Annotated in this window: 12 protein-coding genes and 3 tRNA genes; 1 reads left to right on the top strand and 14 read right to left on the bottom strand. The window is 60.0% G+C overall.

The annotated features are described in order from the left end of the window. Positions 1–244 precede the first annotated feature (244 nt). On the top strand, positions 245–1,528 hold the full coding sequence (locus GIW69_RS02720; RefSeq protein WP_236480601.1) for an NAD(P)/FAD-dependent oxidoreductase: 1,284 nt from the start codon (positions 245–247) through the stop codon (positions 1,526–1,528). 51 nt (positions 1,529–1,579) lie between these two features. Here the strand turns inward: GIW69_RS02720 and GIW69_RS02725 are convergent, their stop codons facing one another. From GIW69_RS02725 to accD, 14 genes are all read right to left on the bottom strand, one after another. Then, entirely contained in the window at positions 1,580–2,551 is a 972-nt protein-coding gene (locus GIW69_RS02725) for an XdhC family protein (protein WP_236480602.1), read from the bottom strand. Position 2,552: 1 nt separating this feature from the next. Further along, positions 2,553–3,788: a cytochrome c gene (locus tag GIW69_RS02730; protein WP_236480603.1), complete on the bottom strand. Its 1,236-nt coding sequence runs from the start codon at positions 3,786–3,788 to the stop codon at positions 2,553–2,555. A 2-nt stretch (positions 3,789–3,790) separates the two neighbouring features. Then, the gene (locus GIW69_RS02735; protein ID WP_236480604.1) at positions 3,791–4,330 is read right to left on the bottom strand and encodes a (2Fe-2S)-binding protein; all 540 of its coding nucleotides are present in this window, start codon (positions 4,328–4,330) and stop codon (positions 3,791–3,793) included. Then, positions 4,323–7,154, bottom strand: a complete 2,832-nt coding sequence (locus tag GIW69_RS02740) for a xanthine dehydrogenase family protein molybdopterin-binding subunit (RefSeq protein ID WP_236480605.1) — start codon at positions 7,152–7,154, stop codon at positions 4,323–4,325. Before GIW69_RS02740 ends, GIW69_RS02735 begins: the two co-directional genes overlap by 8 nt. A gap of 389 nt (positions 7,155–7,543) precedes the next feature. Further along, positions 7,544–7,620 (bottom strand) — tRNA-Asp (locus tag GIW69_RS02745). 94 nt (positions 7,621–7,714) lie between these two features. Further along, positions 7,715–7,791, bottom strand: a tRNA-Asp gene (locus GIW69_RS02750). A 54-nt stretch (positions 7,792–7,845) separates the two neighbouring features. After that, a tRNA-Val gene (locus GIW69_RS02755) sits at positions 7,846–7,921 on the bottom strand. A gap of 172 nt (positions 7,922–8,093) precedes the next feature. Next, positions 8,094–8,870, bottom strand: a complete 777-nt coding sequence (locus GIW69_RS02760; RefSeq protein ID WP_236480606.1) for an SDR family oxidoreductase — start codon at positions 8,868–8,870, stop codon at positions 8,094–8,096. Next, positions 8,867–10,078, bottom strand: a complete 1,212-nt coding sequence (locus GIW69_RS02765) for an O-succinylhomoserine sulfhydrylase (RefSeq protein ID WP_236480607.1) — start codon at positions 10,076–10,078, stop codon at positions 8,867–8,869. Before GIW69_RS02765 ends, GIW69_RS02760 begins: the two co-directional genes overlap by 4 nt. Before the next feature lie 132 nt (positions 10,079–10,210). Further along, positions 10,211–11,716, bottom strand: a complete 1,506-nt coding sequence (purF, locus tag GIW69_RS02770; RefSeq protein WP_236480608.1) for an amidophosphoribosyltransferase — start codon at positions 11,714–11,716, stop codon at positions 10,211–10,213. A gap of 41 nt (positions 11,717–11,757) precedes the next feature. Further along, positions 11,758–12,318, bottom strand: a complete 561-nt coding sequence (locus tag GIW69_RS02775) for a CvpA family protein (protein WP_236480609.1) — start codon at positions 12,316–12,318, stop codon at positions 11,758–11,760. A 98-nt stretch (positions 12,319–12,416) separates the two neighbouring features. Then, a complete protein-coding gene (locus tag GIW69_RS02780; RefSeq protein ID WP_236480610.1) occupies positions 12,417–13,082 on the bottom strand; it encodes an SPOR domain-containing protein in 666 nt (221 codons plus the stop codon). Beyond that, positions 13,066–14,373, bottom strand: coding sequence for a bifunctional tetrahydrofolate synthase/dihydrofolate synthase (gene folC, locus GIW69_RS02785; RefSeq protein ID WP_236480611.1), 1,308 nt, complete (start codon positions 14,371–14,373; stop codon positions 13,066–13,068). The genes GIW69_RS02780 and folC overlap by 17 nt, the downstream gene beginning before the upstream one ends. Continuing rightward, entirely contained in the window at positions 14,370–15,290 is a 921-nt protein-coding gene (gene accD / locus GIW69_RS02790; protein WP_236480612.1) for an acetyl-CoA carboxylase, carboxyltransferase subunit beta, read from the bottom strand. Before accD ends, folC begins: the two co-directional genes overlap by 4 nt. Positions 15,291–15,351: the final 61 nt, after the last annotated feature.

Below are 15,351 nucleotides of genomic sequence, written 5' to 3' on the forward strand. Positions count from 1 at the left end.
ACTCGAACCAACGACCCCCACCATGTCAAGGTGGTGCTCTAACCAACTGAGCTACGTGCCTGCTGTGAGGCGGCATTCTACGGAATTCCGGAGGGGTGTCAACACCTTTTTTTCACCTAACCCTATGAATATGCAAAATATTTAATTTTGCTTCGGCATCCGGCAATTTCCGGCGGCTGGCGAAGGATTTTCAACTCGGGTAGGATCGGCGCTCTCGTAAAATATATTAAACAGAGGCGGCAGAATGGCCAACACCCCTTATCCCGAGTCTTATTACGCCGCGTCGGCCAATGCCGTACCGCCACGTCCGACATTGCAGGATGATGTTGAGACAGACGTCTGTGTGATCGGCGCAGGTTATACGGGTTTGTCCTCTGCCCTGTTTCTGCTCGAAAGCGGTTTTCGCGTGACCGTGCTGGAAGCGGCGAAGGTCGGCTTCGGTGCGTCAGGTCGCAATGGCGGGCAGATCGTCAACAGTTACAGTCGCGACATCGATGTGATCGAGCGCAGTGTCGGCCCCAGGCAGGCGCAGTTGCTCGGTCAGATGGCGTTTGAAGGTGGCCGGATAATCCGCGAGCGCGTAGCCAAGTTCAACATCCAGTGCGATCTCAAGGATGGCGGTGTATTCGCCGCGCTCACCGCTAAGCAGATGGGTCATCTGGAGTCGCAGAAGCGCTTGTGGGAACGCTTCGGCCACACACAACTGGAACTGCTGGATCAGCGTCGCATCCGTGAGGTGGTCGCCTGCGAACAGTACATCGGCGGCATGCTCGACATGAGTGGCGGCCACATCCACCCGCTCAACCTGGCCCTCGGTGAAGCGGCGGCCGTGGAATCTCTCGGCGGCATCATTTACGAACAATCCCCGGCGGTGCGTATCGAGCGCGGCGCCAGTCCGGTCGTGCATACGCCGCAAGGCAAGGTCAGGGCCAAGTTCATCATCGTCGCGGGTAACGCTTACCTCGGCAACCTGGTGCCGGAACTCGCCGCCAAATCCATGCCGTGCGGCACCCAAGTCATTGCGACAGAGCCGTTGGGCGATGAGTTGGCAAAAGCGCTGCTGCCTCAGGATTATTGCGTCGAAGACTGCAATTACTTGCTCGACTATTATCGACTGACGGCTGACAAGCGCCTGATCTTCGGCGGTGGCGTCGTGTACGGCGCGCGGGATCCGGCAAATATCGAAGCAATCATCCGCCCGAAAATGCTCAAAGCGTTCCCGCAACTCAAGAACGTCAAGATTGATTACGCCTGGACCGGAAACTTCCTGCTGACGCTGTCGCGCTTACCGCAAGTCGGGCGGCTGGGCGACAACATCTATTATTCGCAAGGTTGCAGCGGCCATGGCGTGACCTATACGCATCTGGCCGGCAAGGTGCTGGCCGAGGCGCTGCGTGGCCAGGCCGAGCGTTTCGATGCGTTTGCCGATCTGCCGCACTACCCGTTCCCGGGCGGGCAGTTGATGCGCACGCCCTTTGCAGCACTGGGCGCGTGGTATTACGGACTGCGTGACAAACTCGGTTTCTGATCAAAAAAATGGCCGCTGAAGAGCGGCCATTTTTTTTGTTCTTGCGCAATCTCAGAGACGATCCCGTGGAATCCCGCTGCGAATCCGCAGGATATCCGCCAACACCGCCAATGCGATTTCCGCTGGCGTCTTGCTGCCCAGGTTGAGGCCGATTGGCGCGTGAATCCGTGCCAGTTCAACCTCGCCCAGACCACCGATGCGACGCAAGCGCTCGAAGCGTTTCTCGGTGGTCTGCATCGAACCCATCACCCCGATGTAAAACGCCTCGGTGCGCACCGCTTCCATCATCGCCAGATCATCGATACGCGGATCGTGAGTCAGGGCCACCACCGCTGTGTCACGATGGCAGCCGCCGTCGGCGATGAACACCGAAGGCAATTGCCGACGAACCTCCACACCGTTGAGCACGACACCTTCGAGCACTTCATCGCGCGGATCGCACAGAATCACTTCGAATCCCAGGCCCACGGCAAACTCAGCACAGGCTTGGGCAACGCTGGAGTAACCCGCCAGCAACAAGCGTTGCGCGGCACCGACGCGAATCCGCACCCGGTCGATCTCACGCTCAATGCGCGAACCTTGCTCGCGATCAGCAAACAGACTGCGCGCACCACTGTAAAGATCAACCTCGCGAATCAATCGACGCTGCCCTGACAGTGCCGACTCCAATTCACGCAGATGCGCGAGCACTTCACAGTCGGCGTCAAATTTCTCAACCAACACATCGAGAATGCCGCCACAGGGCAAACTGACCCGCGATCGTGGGTCGTCGCCCTCGCCGTAGCGCACCACTGCGACCGCATCGAGAAACGCACCTTCGGCGACGCGCTCGAGAAAATCTTCCTCGACGCAGCCGCCAGACAACGACCCGATCCACTGCCCACTGTCATTGACCGCCAACAGCGAACCTGGCGCGCGGGGTGCCGAACCATAAGTCGCCAGCACGGTGCAGAGCCAAATGCGCTGCCTCGCCATCGACCACTCCAGCGCCCGTCGAACCACTTGTAGATCGAGATGCTGCATGTCAGTGCGCCTTATGCTCAATGGACGGCGCATCAGCTTGCAGCTTCTGCACGTCGCCAACCGCTAACTCACTCGCCTGACCACCCCACCCCTGACGCAGGTAGTTCAACAGATCGGTCAGTTGTTCAGGACTGAGCTTGCCGGCAAACCCGGGCATCGGCTGCATGTGTTCGAAGCCGGAGAATTTCTGCTCGCCGATGCCATCCTCAATCACTCGCAACAGGTTGCGTGAGTCCTCCAGACGCAACGTCGTATTCCCACGCATGGCCACGGCGATGTGCGGCTTGCCTTCGCCATCGACCGCGTGGCAACCGGCGCAGACGTTGACGTATTCCTGACGACCGCGCTGGGCGCTCGGGCTGAGCTTGTCTAGCGACACCTCGGTCAGTTCTTTAGCCGCTAAAGGTTTGTCGCCCAGCAGGAACGTAGCCATCGCCGCCAGATCTGCATCGTTCAAGCCCTGAGTGCTGTTATGGAACACCGGGAACATCTCGTTGAACATGGTCCCCTGAGCGCTCATGCCGTGCTTGAGGAACGTGCTCAGATCCTGATGATTCCAGCCGCGTGCCGCCAGGTCAGTGGCGAGCAAGCTTGGGGCCAGATAGCCGTTGAGGATGCCGCCGGTCATGCGTTTGTCTTGCTGCATCGCACCCGGCAAGCCGCGCGGGGTGTGACATTCACCGCAGTGACCGAGGACATCGACCATATACTGGCCGCGCTTCCAGGCCTCGCTTTTGCCTTCGGCGGGCTCCAGCTTCACGTCTTTGCCGTACAGCATGTTCCAGCCCGTCAGGCCCAGACGCACGTTGAACGGAAAGCTCAGACTGGTGACCGGCGCAGGACGCTCGATGGGCTCGATGGTTTTCAGGTACGCATGAATCGCATCCGAATCGGCACGCGGCATCAAGTGATACGAGGTGTACGGCATCGCCGGATACAGATTGGCGCCGTCGCGACGCTTGCCTTCGGTCAGCGCAGCGAAGAATTCGTCGTCGCTGTACAAGCCGATGCCGTGTTCTTTGCTTGGCGTGATATTGGTGCCGTAGATCGTGCCGAACGGCGACACGATCGGCAGCCCGCCGGCATACGGCGCGCCACCCGGTGCGGTATGACAAGCCATGCAGTCAGCGGCGCGAGCGAGGTATTCGCCCTGCTTGACCTGATCGTCAGCCTGCGCCAGAAACACTGGTGCAGCCAGACCGGCCGCCAGCGCGAGGCGGGTAAATAGCAGCTTCATGCTTAACCCTCCTTGACCAGGCCGAGATCGGTCAGCACGTTGCGGGTGGCGTTGTAATAACGCACGTACCCGGTGCAACGGCAGACGTGATGACCGAGGCTGTCCTCGATGACTTGCTCCAGCTTGCTTTTGACGATCGGCTGGCGCTGCAGTTTTTCCACCAGCACCGTCGCGGCGTTGACGAAGCCCGGTGCGCAGTAGCTGCACTGGAAGGCGAATTCATCGACGAAGCGTTGCTGGATCGGATTCAGCTCGGTCACCTGACCCTGCTCGTCACGGGTCGCGTGGCCCTCGATCGTACGGACTTTCTTACCTTCGAAGTAATGCGCGCCGGTGATGCAGGTACGTACTTCTTCGCTGGTGCCGTCCGGGTTATCAACGATCACCACGCACGCATGGCAAATGCCTTGGCCGCAGCCCAGGCGTGAACCGGTGAGATTTTTGTATTCGTGCAGGTAATCGATCATCGGCAGGTCATCAGGGATGTCCACCGGGCCGACGGATTGACCGTTGAGGGTCAGTTGAAGCGGACGGTTAGGCATTGAGGGCCTCCTTGATGCGCGCAGCAGTGATTGGCAGATCGCGAACACGTTTACCGATGGCATGCGCCACGGCGTTACCGATGGCGCCAACCACCGGGATCATCACCACTTCGGCGATGCCTTTGGACGGATCGCTTGGCGACAGCGCCGGGAGGATTTCCGCAGTCTGTTTCCAGACGGCAACGTGGCGCGCCATCGGCAGGCGATAACGGTTGAAGTTCCAGTCGCCCTCCCCCGGCCCGCCTTCGTACAGCGGCATTTCTTCCATCAACGCGTGGCCGATGCCCATGGCGATGCCGCCCTCGAGCTGGCCCTTGACCAGTTCTTCCACCAACACACGTCCGCACTCGACCCACGAATGGTGATTGAGCACTTCGACTTGCGCCGAACCTTTGTTGACCTTCAACTCCACCAGCGTTGCCACCGGGCTGTAGTAGGTCACGGCCGCGTTGTTCAACTGAGTCGGCGGATAAGTGATGTTCTGGCGATCGAGCAAGTGGAAACCGTCGCTGGTCATCTGCGCTTTCTTCGCGTTCGGCGCGCCGTCGCCGTACTTCACCGCCAGGCCATCGAGCGGCAGGCGCTCGCGCACACCGTCGATGCTGTATTCGGCTTCGGCCCAGCTCCAGCGGTTGAAACCGTGCACAGTGGCAGCCGTCACCAAACCGCGCTCATGGGCGCGCTTGGCCAGCTCTTCGAACGTCAGCGGCTGCATGCCGTTGGCGGTGAGTTTGCCGTCGACCCAATGCGCATCCTCGCGACGTACCACGTAAGGGTTGGCCTGACCGCCGAATGGCCCCTGACGCCAGATCTCCAGCGCCGCCGGCCACAAACCGTGGTTGAACAGCACGCGCGCTGCTTCGCGGGTGGCGTGACTGAAGTAATAAGCGGAATTGGTCGCCGACGAGGCCGAGGCCAGTTTGCCAACCCACCGCGGGTTGCGCAGCAGATTGTCCTGCTCAACCTGGCTCATGATGTAAGGGTTACCGCCGGTGATCAGCTGCATTTCCTTCCATTCGGTCTCGCCGGTCTTCACGTCATGCGCCGGGCTGCCGAGGAAATCAGCCACCACCAGCGCTTGCGATGTGGACATGCCAGTGCCGATTTCAATGCCGATGTGGCGCAGAGTGATGCGCCCTTCGGCGGTGAACTCGATGCTAGCCATCGGCGCTTCGGAACCGGTGCCGAAGTCTTTCTGACAAATGGCGAAACCGACGCCGTACCAGTTATCCGGGTCTGCCGCTTCGCGCTGCTTCTTGATCGCGTCGCGGTTTTTCCAGACTTCGTGGACAGCGGCCTTGTCGAGTATCTCGTGCAGACGCAATGCACCGGCCGGGATCGCACCCTGAGTGTTTTTCATGCCCGAACGCAGCGCGTTCTTGCGGCGCAGGTCGATGGCATCAACGTTCAGACGATCGGCGATTTCATCGACCATCATTTCAGTGGAGGCCATGCTTTGCAGCGTGCCGTAGCCGCGCATCGAACCCGCTTCAACGGCGCGGGAATGGTAGGCCGTCACTTGCAGGTCATTCTGCTGCATGTAGTAGATCGACTGCGCTGCCGTGGCGCCAACCGCTGCCACTGAAGGGCTGTAGTTGATGCGGCCACCACCGTCGACGCTCATTTCGGCGCGGAAAATCTTGAAGCTGAGATCAGTCTTGTCTACCGCCAACTGATAGCGAATGTCGAACGGGTGACGCTTGATGCCGCTCTGGAACTGCTCGTAGCGATCGTTCGCCAGACGCACCGGCACACCCGCGCCGTACAACGCCGCGAGGGCTGCGTAGTAAACGAAGATGTTGTGGTCTTTAGATCCGTATCCGACGGTGTAACCCGGGTGCATGTTCAGGTTGGCGAGACCGAACCGCGATGGCGAGATCATTTTCGCGGTCTCGGTGGCGGTCTCCAGTGGGCACTGGGTAGCAACCACGAAATGCAGGGTTTTGGTTGCCGGGTCGTACCAACCGTTACCGTTGTCCGGTTCCATGGCGGCCGGTTCGATGGACGGCGTCTTGTAGCTTTCGTCGAAGACCAGCCAGTTGTCCGGCGGCGTATCGATCTGTTTCTTCATGCGGTCGGCGTAGAACAGGCCGCGCTCGGTCAGGCTGCCGTGCAGGTTTGGCTGGGAATTCCACACCGGACGACGGTTTTTCAGCATCGGGAACAGGATCGAATCCTTAAGGCTGGCGAATTCGTCTTCGTCCGCCGACGTCGCACCGCCGACACGCACGTAGCGGAAACTGCCATAGGGGTCGCCTTCGTAGAACGGCACTTTGGCACCGTAACGAATCGCTTTGTCATTGAATTTGAGTTTGTTCTTGGCCTGACGGAAACGCTCGAAATCGTTCCAGATCAGAATCGCCACCGGATGACCGATGAACATCGGCACTTTGCCTGCCGGCAGCAACGGGTCAGGCGCGTGCTCTTCCGGAAAGACGATGCCGTCCTTGTCCAGATCGGCGGCGGTAACGATGCGGTCAGGCTGCAAGTCGGCGCCGAGCCACGACAGGTCATAACCGTCGTAGATGCGGTCGGCCTTGATGGTTTTCAGCAGCATGGCGTGGCCCTGCTGCTGGGGCCAACCCGGCATGTCCTTTGAGCGGATGTCACGGGCAAATACTTTACTGCCGCAGACTTTGGACAAGGCATCGTTACGCTGGCGCGCCTTGCCGTTGCTGCCGAGCCATTGCTCGGACGGCACGGTAACGCTGTTTTCCATCAAGGCAGCCAGCGCCTGAGTGCTGAGCGGCGTAAGCGTAACGCTCACACCCGCTACCACGCCGCCCTGGAGGAACGAGCGCCGGGATATTTCACGGTTGGACATGGATCATCCTCTGGACGGTTATAAATCCGCCCTTCTGGTTGTTTTTACTGGAAATCTCGAGTCTTGCAGAAGCCCTTACGGACGAAGCAAAGGGCCGTGTTGACAGTGCAAAGCTGACCGAAAGGTTAACTTTAAAGGTTTATGCGCTCTCGGAAAACAACTGGATACAAAAATTTGATCAAAGAGTCAGAAATCGAGGTAATACGCCGCCTTGTGTAGGAGCTGCCGCAGGCTGCCCCTACAGGGCGGCGGAGGATAAATAAGGGGGGAAGAGGAATTTCAGACACAAAAAAGCCCGGTCTTTCGACCAGGCTATTTGCTATCGGATCCGATCAAGCCAGTGGCTTGCTTCGGTGTTTCAAGGCGTTCAGTGATCCTTGAAACAGATATGGCGCAGCGGACGGGACTCGAACCCGCGACCCCCGGCGTGACAGGCCGGTATTCTAACCGACTGAACTACCGCTGCGTATCGCTTTGAGCTTTCGCTCAAGTAACTCGTGTCGATTGAAAGCTTCGGTGCTTTTCAATCACGAACCAGACAGTGTCTGACTCGTTGAATATGGCGCAGCGGACGGGACTCGAACCCGCGACCCCCGGCGTGACAGGCCGGTATTCTAACCGACTGAACTACCGCTGCGCGTCGGTGGAGGCATTTCAGCCTACCTCTTGCTTTCGCAAGTTTCTCGGGGAGTGGTGGGTGATGACGGGATCGAACCGCCGACATTCTGCTTGTAAGGCAGACGCTCTCCCAGCTGAGCTAATCACCCGTTTGCATCTCCGAGGCCGCGAAATTTACGCAGGTAGCGAACCTAAGTCAATAGCAGGGTTGAAGTTTTTTTCAAAAACAGTTTTTAGCTGCAAGCTTCAAGCGGAAAGTAAAAGCAAGTGCCCTTGATGCCGTCATGCTTTAACTTGCAGCTTTAAGCTTGAAGCTGCTGCTCACTGTTCGTAGATCATTTTTTTGGTCATGCCGCCATCGACCACGAATTCCTGCCCAGTGACAAAACCAGCATTGCGCGACAGCAGCCACGCCACCATCGCTGCCACGTCTTCGACCGTCCCTACTCTGCCCGCTGGGTGCTGGGCGTGATCAGCATCGGTCAGCGGTTCAGCTCGCCGCACGGACGGATCCCGCGCATCGATCCAGCCAGGGCTGACTGCGTTGACGCGAATCTCCGGCCCGAGACTAATCGCGAGCGCGTGGGTCAGGGCCAGCAAGCCGCCCTTGCTCGCCGCGTAAGCTTCAGAGTCCGGCTCCGATTGCGCCGCACGGGTCGATGCAAGATTAACGATCGAACCGTTGTGCGCCCGCAGATACGGCGCGCAATGCTTGGCCAAGAGCATCGGCCCACCGAGATTTACCGCCAGCACACGGTTCCAATGCGCCAGATCGAGGCTTTCGAGGGTGATGTTGTGCGGATCGGCCACGGCCGCGTTGCACACCAGGGCATCCAGACGACCGAATTGCCCCAACACTTCGGCCACGCCCATGGCCACTTGTCCTTCGTCAGCGACATCCATGGCAATAAACCAGGCGTTGTCGCCGAGCACTTTCGCCACTTTCGACCCACGCACTCGATCCAGATCGGTCAACACCACCTGCCAGCCTTCGCTGATCAGCCAGGCTGCAATGCCGAGCCCAATGCCGCGCGCGGCCCCCGTAACCAGCGCAACGCGGCCATGGGTGCCGGCAGACGGCGCGGACAACTCGATCACAAAGCCGCCAGTCCGCGCGCCAGATCGGCTTGCAGATCAGCGACGTCTTCCAGACCGACCGCGATGCGGATCAGGCTGTCACGAATGCCCGCCGCTTCCCGCTCCTGCGGCGCCAGACGACCATGCGAAGTGGTGCTCGGGTGTGTGATGGTGGTTTTGCTGTCACCGAGGTTGGCCGTGATCGAAATCAAACGCGTGGCATCGATGAATCTCCACGCCCCTTCTTTGCCGCCCTTGACCTCAAAACTCACGACCGCACCGAAGCCTTTCTGCTGACGCTGAGCAAGCTCGTGCTGCGGGTGGCTCTTGAGGCCGGCGTAATGAACCTTCTCGATACCGTCCTGCTGCTCCAGCCATTCGGCCAGTTGCTGGGCATTGGCGCAGTGCGCTTTCATCCGCAGGTTCAGGGTTTCCAGACCTTTCAGGAAGATCCAGGCGTTGAACGGGCTCAAAGTCGGACCGGCGGTGCGCAGGAAACCGACCACTTCTTTCATCTGCTCACTGCGGCCGGCAACCACACCGCCCATGCAACGACCCTGGCCGTCGATAAACTTGGTGGCCGAATGCACCACGATGTCCGCGCCCATTTTCAGCGGCTGCTGCAGCGCAGGCGTGCAGAAGCAGTTGTCGACCACCAGCATCGCGCCCTTGGCATGAGCGATGTCCGACAGCGCAGTAATATCTACCAGTTCTGCCAACGGGTTCGAAGGCGATTCGACGAATAGCAATTTGGTGTTGGCTTTGATTGCCGCATCCCACCCCGACAGATCCGCCAGCGGCACGTAATCGACTTCGACACCGAAGCGCTTGAAGTACTTCTCGAACAGGCTGATGGTCGAACCGAATACGCTGCGCGACACCAAAACGTGATCGCCGGCGCTACACAGACTCATGACAACAGCCATGATCGCGGCCATGCCGGTGGCGGTGGCGACGGCCTGCTCGGCGCTTTCCAGCGCGGCAATGCGCTCTTCGAACGCACGCACGGTCGGGTTGGTGTAACGCGAATAAACGTTGCCAGGCACTTCGCCAGCAAAACGCGCGGCGGCGTCGGCGGCGGTACGAAACACGTAGCTGGAAGTGAAGAACATCGGATCACCGTGCTCGCCTTCCGGAGTACGGTGCTGACCGGCACGTACGGCCAGGGTATCGAACGCTACGCCTTCGAGGTCGCTGTCCAGCCGACCGGCATCCCATTCCTGACTCATGCTGTCACTCCTTTTGCGCTATTCGGTAGTGGATACAAACCGGCCTGTAGGATCAAGGCTCGCCCGCGAAGGCGTTTTCGGGAATCCCAAAAGCTTCGCGGACAAGCCTCGCTCCTACAGGCCGGTTTTTACTCAGTTGTTGTACAGATCGATGATCGCACTGACTGCCTGGGTCTTGACCTTGGAGGCATCGTTGCGCGCCTGTTCGATCTTGTCCAGATAAGCCGCGTCGACGTCGCCGGTGACGTACTTGCCGTCGAACACCGCGCAGTCGAACTGCTCGATCTTGATCTTGCCGCCACCAACCGCTTCGATCAGGTCAGGCAGATCCTGATAGATCAGCCAGTCGGCGCCGATCAGGTCAGCCACGTCCTGGGTCGAACGGTTGTGCGCGATCAGCTCGTGCGCACTCGGCATGTCGATGCCGTAGACGTTCGGGAAGCGAACGGCCGGGGCTGCCGAGCAGAAGTAGACGTTTTTCGCGCCGGCTTCACGGGCCATCTGAATGATCTGTTTGCAGGTGGTGCCGCGAACGATGGAGTCGTCGACCAGCATCACGTTCTTGCCGCGGAATTCCAGTTCGATGGCGTTGAGCTTCTGGCGTACCGATTTCTTGCGCGCAGCCTGGCCGGGCATGATGAAAGTACGGCCGATGTAGCGATTCTTGACGAAGCCTTCGCGGAATTTCACGCCCAGGTGGTTCGCCAGCTCCAGCGCAGCAGTGCGGCTGGTGTCCGGAATCGGGATGACCACGTCGATGTCGTGTTCAGGACGCTCGCGCAGGATCTTCTCTGCGAGCTTCTCGCCCATGCGCAAGCGAGCCTTGTAGACCGAAACGCCGTCGATGATCGAGTCAGGACGCGCCAGATAGACGTGTTCGAAGATGCACGGGGTCAGCGACGGGGCTTTTGCGCACTGACGGGTGTGCAGCTTGCCGTCTTCAGTGATGTAGACCGCTTCGCCCGGTGCCAGGTCGCGAATCAGGGTGAAGCCGAGCACGTCCAGTGACACGCTTTCAGAGGCGATCATGTATTCAACGCCTTCGTCGGTGTGACGCTGGCCGAACACGATAGGGCGAATGCCGTGCGGGTCACGGAAACCGACGATGCCGTAACCGGTGATCATCGCCACAACTGCATAGCCACCAACGCAACGGTTATGCACGTCGGTCACAGCGGCAAACACGTCTTCTTCGGTCGGCTGCAGCTTGCCGCGCTGGGCCAGCTCGTGAGCGAACACGTTCAGCAGCACTTCCGAGTCGGAATTGGTGTTGACGTGGCGCAGATCGGATTCGTAAATTTCCTTGGCCAACTGTTCAACGTTGGTCAGGTTGCCGTTGTGCGCCAAGGTGATGCCGTAAGGCGAGTTGACGTAGAACGGCTGGGCTTCGGCCGAAGTCGAGCTGCCCGCAGTCGGGTAACGGACATGACCGATACCCATGTGGCCGACCAGGCGCTGCATGTGACGCTGATGAAACACGTCACGCACCAAGCCATTGTCCTTGCGCAAGAACAACCGGCCATCATGGCTGGTCACGATACCTGCAGCGTCCTGGCCGCGGTGCTGGAGCACGGTTAGCGCGTCATACAGCGCCTGATTGACGTTCGACTTACCGACGATACCGACGATGCCACACATGCGACGCAACCCCTACTTAATGGATCTGAACTGAACAACACTCACTGAGGCGTTTTGGCCGACGGCAAGAGTTGCTCCTTGAACGGTATCTCAGCGGGTACGCTGATACCGCTGGCAAGCCACTGACTGCTCCACCCCAGAATCAGGTTCTTGGACCAGTCTGCGACCAATAAAAACTTGGGTACGAGTTGGGATTCTTTCCACCACCCGTCCTGCTGTACCGGCCCCAGGCTCAACAGCCCGACCGCCACGACCACCAGCAGCACGCCACGCGCTGCGCCGAAGGCCATGCCGAGGAATCGATCGGTCCCGGACAACCCGGTGACGCGAACCAACTCGCCGATAAGATAATTGATCATTGCGCCCACAATCAGTGTGGCGACAAACATGATGGCACAGCCCGCGATCACGCGAGCCGATGGGGTTTCGATGTATCCGGTGAGGTACTCGGACAGTGAGCCACCGAACATCCAGGCTACCGCTCCTGCGATGATCCAGGTCACCAGCGATAATGCTTCCTTGACGAAGCCGCGGCTCAAACTGATCAAAGCGGAGATGGCGACGATTGCAACGATCGCCCAGTCAACCCAGGTAAATGGCACAGTGCAGCCTACAGACGGATAAGGCGGCGCATTTTAGCAGAGCGCATGGCTGTCGGTAAGCTGCGATTTTCAGTGCTTTTATATCGAGGTGATAGTTTTTACCCGCGCTCGGGCTGGAATCGCACGACAAAACCCTTGAGGTTCTGCTGACGGCTCAAGAGATCACGCAGACGATCGGCTTCGGCGCGCTCGATCAGCGGCCCGACAAAGACCCGATTTTTGCCATCAGCGGAACGGATATAGGCGTTGTAGCCCTGACTGCGCAGGTTTTTCTGCAAGCTTTCGGCACTGGCGCGGTTCGACAGGCTGGCCACTTGCACCGACCAGCTCACTGACAGACCGTTGGCATCGACGCGACTCTGCGTCGTGTCAGGCTTGGCAGGTGCGGCGGCAATCGGCTGCGCCGGGGCCGCGAGCGGCTTGGCTGGCACAGCGGGTGCCGGTGTCGGAGCCACAGGTTTGGCAGCAGGTGCCGCCGGAACAGGTGCCGCCGGCGCAATCGGCGTCGACGGTGGGGTTTGCTCGGCGACGTCCTCATCGCTTGGCACCGGTTCTTGCGGCAAGGCTTGCGGCTCAGGCACGGCCACTGGCTCGATCTGAACCTCGGGCACGACGGGTGCCTGCGGAGCGGTTGGCGCCTCGACCGTCACCTGACGCTGCTCATCCTGACGAGTGAACAGCATCGGCAGAAAAATCACCGCCAGCGCCACCAGCACCAGGGCGCCGACCATGCGCTGCTTGTACGCTTTATCCAGCAAAGCCATTTGCCGCTTCCTCCGTGGAGCGCCGGGCCAGCCATTCAAGGGCCTCGGCAACACAATAAAATGATCCGAACAACAGAATCTCGTCGTCGCTGGCGGCTTGTGCACACTGCCCTTCCAGGGCCGCCGCGACACTGTCATAAGCCGTGACCAGCGCACCGCGCGCCTGCAAGGCTGCGTGAAGCTCAGCCACCGGTCGTGAACGCGGAGAATCGAGCGGCGCCACGGCCCAATGCTGGACACTAGCACTCAATTCATCGACAACACCATCCAGATCCTTGTCGGCCAGCAACCCGAACACCGCCAGACGCTTGCCGACCGGCGGGCGCGCCGCCAAACGCCGCGCCAGGTACTCCGCCGCATGAGGGTTGTGTCCAACATCCAGCAACAGATTGATTGGCTTGCCCTGCCATTCGAACGAACGCCGGTCGAGGCGCCCGACCACGCGAGTAGCCTGCAACGCAGCAACAATTTGTTGAGCATCCCAAGGCAAACCCAATAACAGATAGGCCTGCAACGCCAACGCCGCGTTTTCCATCGGCAGATCGAGCAGCGGCAGATCGCGCAACTCCACGACCTGGCCCTGCGCATCCGTGCCGCGCCATTGCCACGCGTGATCGGTCATCGCGAGATCGAAATCACGTCCACGCAAGAAAAAAGGCGTCGCCAGTTCGCGCACTTTATCAAGCAGCGGCTGCGGAGGATTCAGATCGCCACACAAGGCAGGCTTGCCCTGGCGGAAAATTCCGGCCTTCTCGTAGGCAACGGATTCGCGGGTGTCACCCAGATAATCGGCGTGATCGACGCCAATGCTGGTGACCAACGCGATATCGGCATCCACCACGTTGACCGTGTCCAGACGCCCGCCCAAACCGACTTCGAGCACGACGGCATCGAGCCCGGCCTGCTGAAACAGCCAGAACGCCGCCAGGGTGCCCATTTCGAAATAAGTCAGGGAAGTGTCGCCACGCCCGGCCTCGACTGCCGCGAAGGCTTTGCACAGCTGCGCGTCAGTGGCTTCGACGCCATTGACCTGCACCCGCTCGTTATAACGCAGCAGATGCGGAGAATTGTAGACGCCAACGCTCAGGCCCTGCGCGCGCAGCAACGAAGCCACGAATGCGCAGGTTGAACCCTTGCCGTTGGTGCCGGTGACCGTGATCACCCGAGGCGCCGGCTGGCCCAGTCCCATGCGGGACGCTACCTGTTGCGAACGCTCCAGGCCCATGTCGATGGCCGACGGATGCAACTGCTCAAGGTAGGCGAGCCATTCGCCAAGGGTGCGCTCGGTCATACGTTGGCAGGCACCGGTGGAACAATGATCGGCTCGACAGGTGCGGCGACGAACACAGGCGTCGGCTGACCGGTCAATTGCGCCAGCAGATTACCCAGACGTGGGCGCAGCTCCTGACGGTGGATGATCATGTCGATGGCGCCGTGCTCCAGCAGGAACTCGCTGCGCTGGAAGCCTTCCGGCAATTTTTCACGCACGGTTTGCTCGATCACGCGAGGACCTGCGAAGCCGATCAACGCTTTTGGCTCGCCGACGATCACATCGCCAAGCATCGCCAGGCTGGCGGAAACGCCGCCGTAGACAGGGTCGGTCAGTACGGAGATGAACGGAATGCCTTCTTCACGCAGACGCGCCAGCACGGCCGAGGTTTTGGCCATTTGCATCAGCGAGATCAGGGCTTCCTGCATGCGCGCACCACCGGAGGCGGCGAAGCAGATCATCGGGCAACGGTTTTCCAGCGCGTAGTTGGCGGCGCGCACGAAACGCTCGCCGACGATGGCACCCATCGAGCCGCCCATAAACGCGAACTCGAACGCCGAAACCACCACCGGCATGCCGAGCAACGTACCGCTCACGGAAACCAGCGCGTCTTTTTCGCCGGTCTGTTTTTGTGCAGCGGTCAGGCGATCCTTGTACTTCTTGCCGTCGCGGAATTTCAGACGGTCAACGGGCTCCAGATCCGCCCCCAGTTCGTTGCGGCCTTCGGCATCCAGGAAAATGTCGATACGGGCGCGGGCGCCTATGCGCATGTGGTGGTTGCACTTGGGGCAAACGTCCAGGGTCTTTTCAAGCTCCGGACGATACAGCACAGCCTCGCAGGACGGGCACTTGTGCCACAGACCTTCAGGCACCGAGCTCTTCTTGACTTCCGATCGCATGATCGAAGGGATCAGTTTGTCTACTAACCAGTTGCTCATGCTTTCTTTCTCCAGTACCGGCGGCCCGAACGCTCTGGTTCGCGGCCCCGCGTATGCCCTT

The sequence above is a fragment of the Pseudomonas syringae genome (assembly GCF_021605415.1).
GTDB lineage: Bacteria > Pseudomonadota > Gammaproteobacteria > Pseudomonadales > Pseudomonadaceae > Aquipseudomonas > Aquipseudomonas syringae_S.

Bases quoted from the DNA above. Each gene is read 5' to 3' on its own strand.
- GIW69_RS02720 (WP_236480601.1), top strand. From the start codon at position 245: ATGGCCAACACCCCTTATCCCGAGTCTTATTACGCCGCGTCGGCCAAT.
- GIW69_RS02725 (WP_236480602.1), bottom strand. From the start codon at position 2,551: ATGCAGCATCTCGATCTACAAGTGGTTCGACGGGCGCTGGAGTGGTCG.
- GIW69_RS02730 (WP_236480603.1), bottom strand. From the start codon at position 3,788: ATGAAGCTGCTATTTACCCGCCTCGCGCTGGCGGCCGGTCTGGCTGCA.
- GIW69_RS02735 (WP_236480604.1), bottom strand. From the start codon at position 4,330: ATGCCTAACCGTCCGCTTCAACTGACCCTCAACGGTCAATCCGTCGGC.
- GIW69_RS02740 (WP_236480605.1), bottom strand. From the start codon at position 7,154: ATGTCCAACCGTGAAATATCCCGGCGCTCGTTCCTCCAGGGCGGCGTG.
- GIW69_RS02765 (WP_236480607.1), bottom strand. From the start codon at position 10,078: ATGAGTCAGGAATGGGATGCCGGTCGGCTGGACAGCGACCTCGAAGGC.
- purF (WP_236480608.1), bottom strand. From the start codon at position 11,716: ATGTGTGGCATCGTCGGTATCGTCGGTAAGTCGAACGTCAATCAGGCG.
- GIW69_RS02780 (WP_236480610.1), bottom strand. From the start codon at position 13,082: ATGGCTTTGCTGGATAAAGCGTACAAGCAGCGCATGGTCGGCGCCCTG.
- folC (WP_236480611.1), bottom strand. From the start codon at position 14,373: ATGACCGAGCGCACCCTTGGCGAATGGCTCGCCTACCTTGAGCAGTTG.
- accD (WP_236480612.1), bottom strand. From the start codon at position 15,290: ATGAGCAACTGGTTAGTAGACAAACTGATCCCTTCGATCATGCGATCG.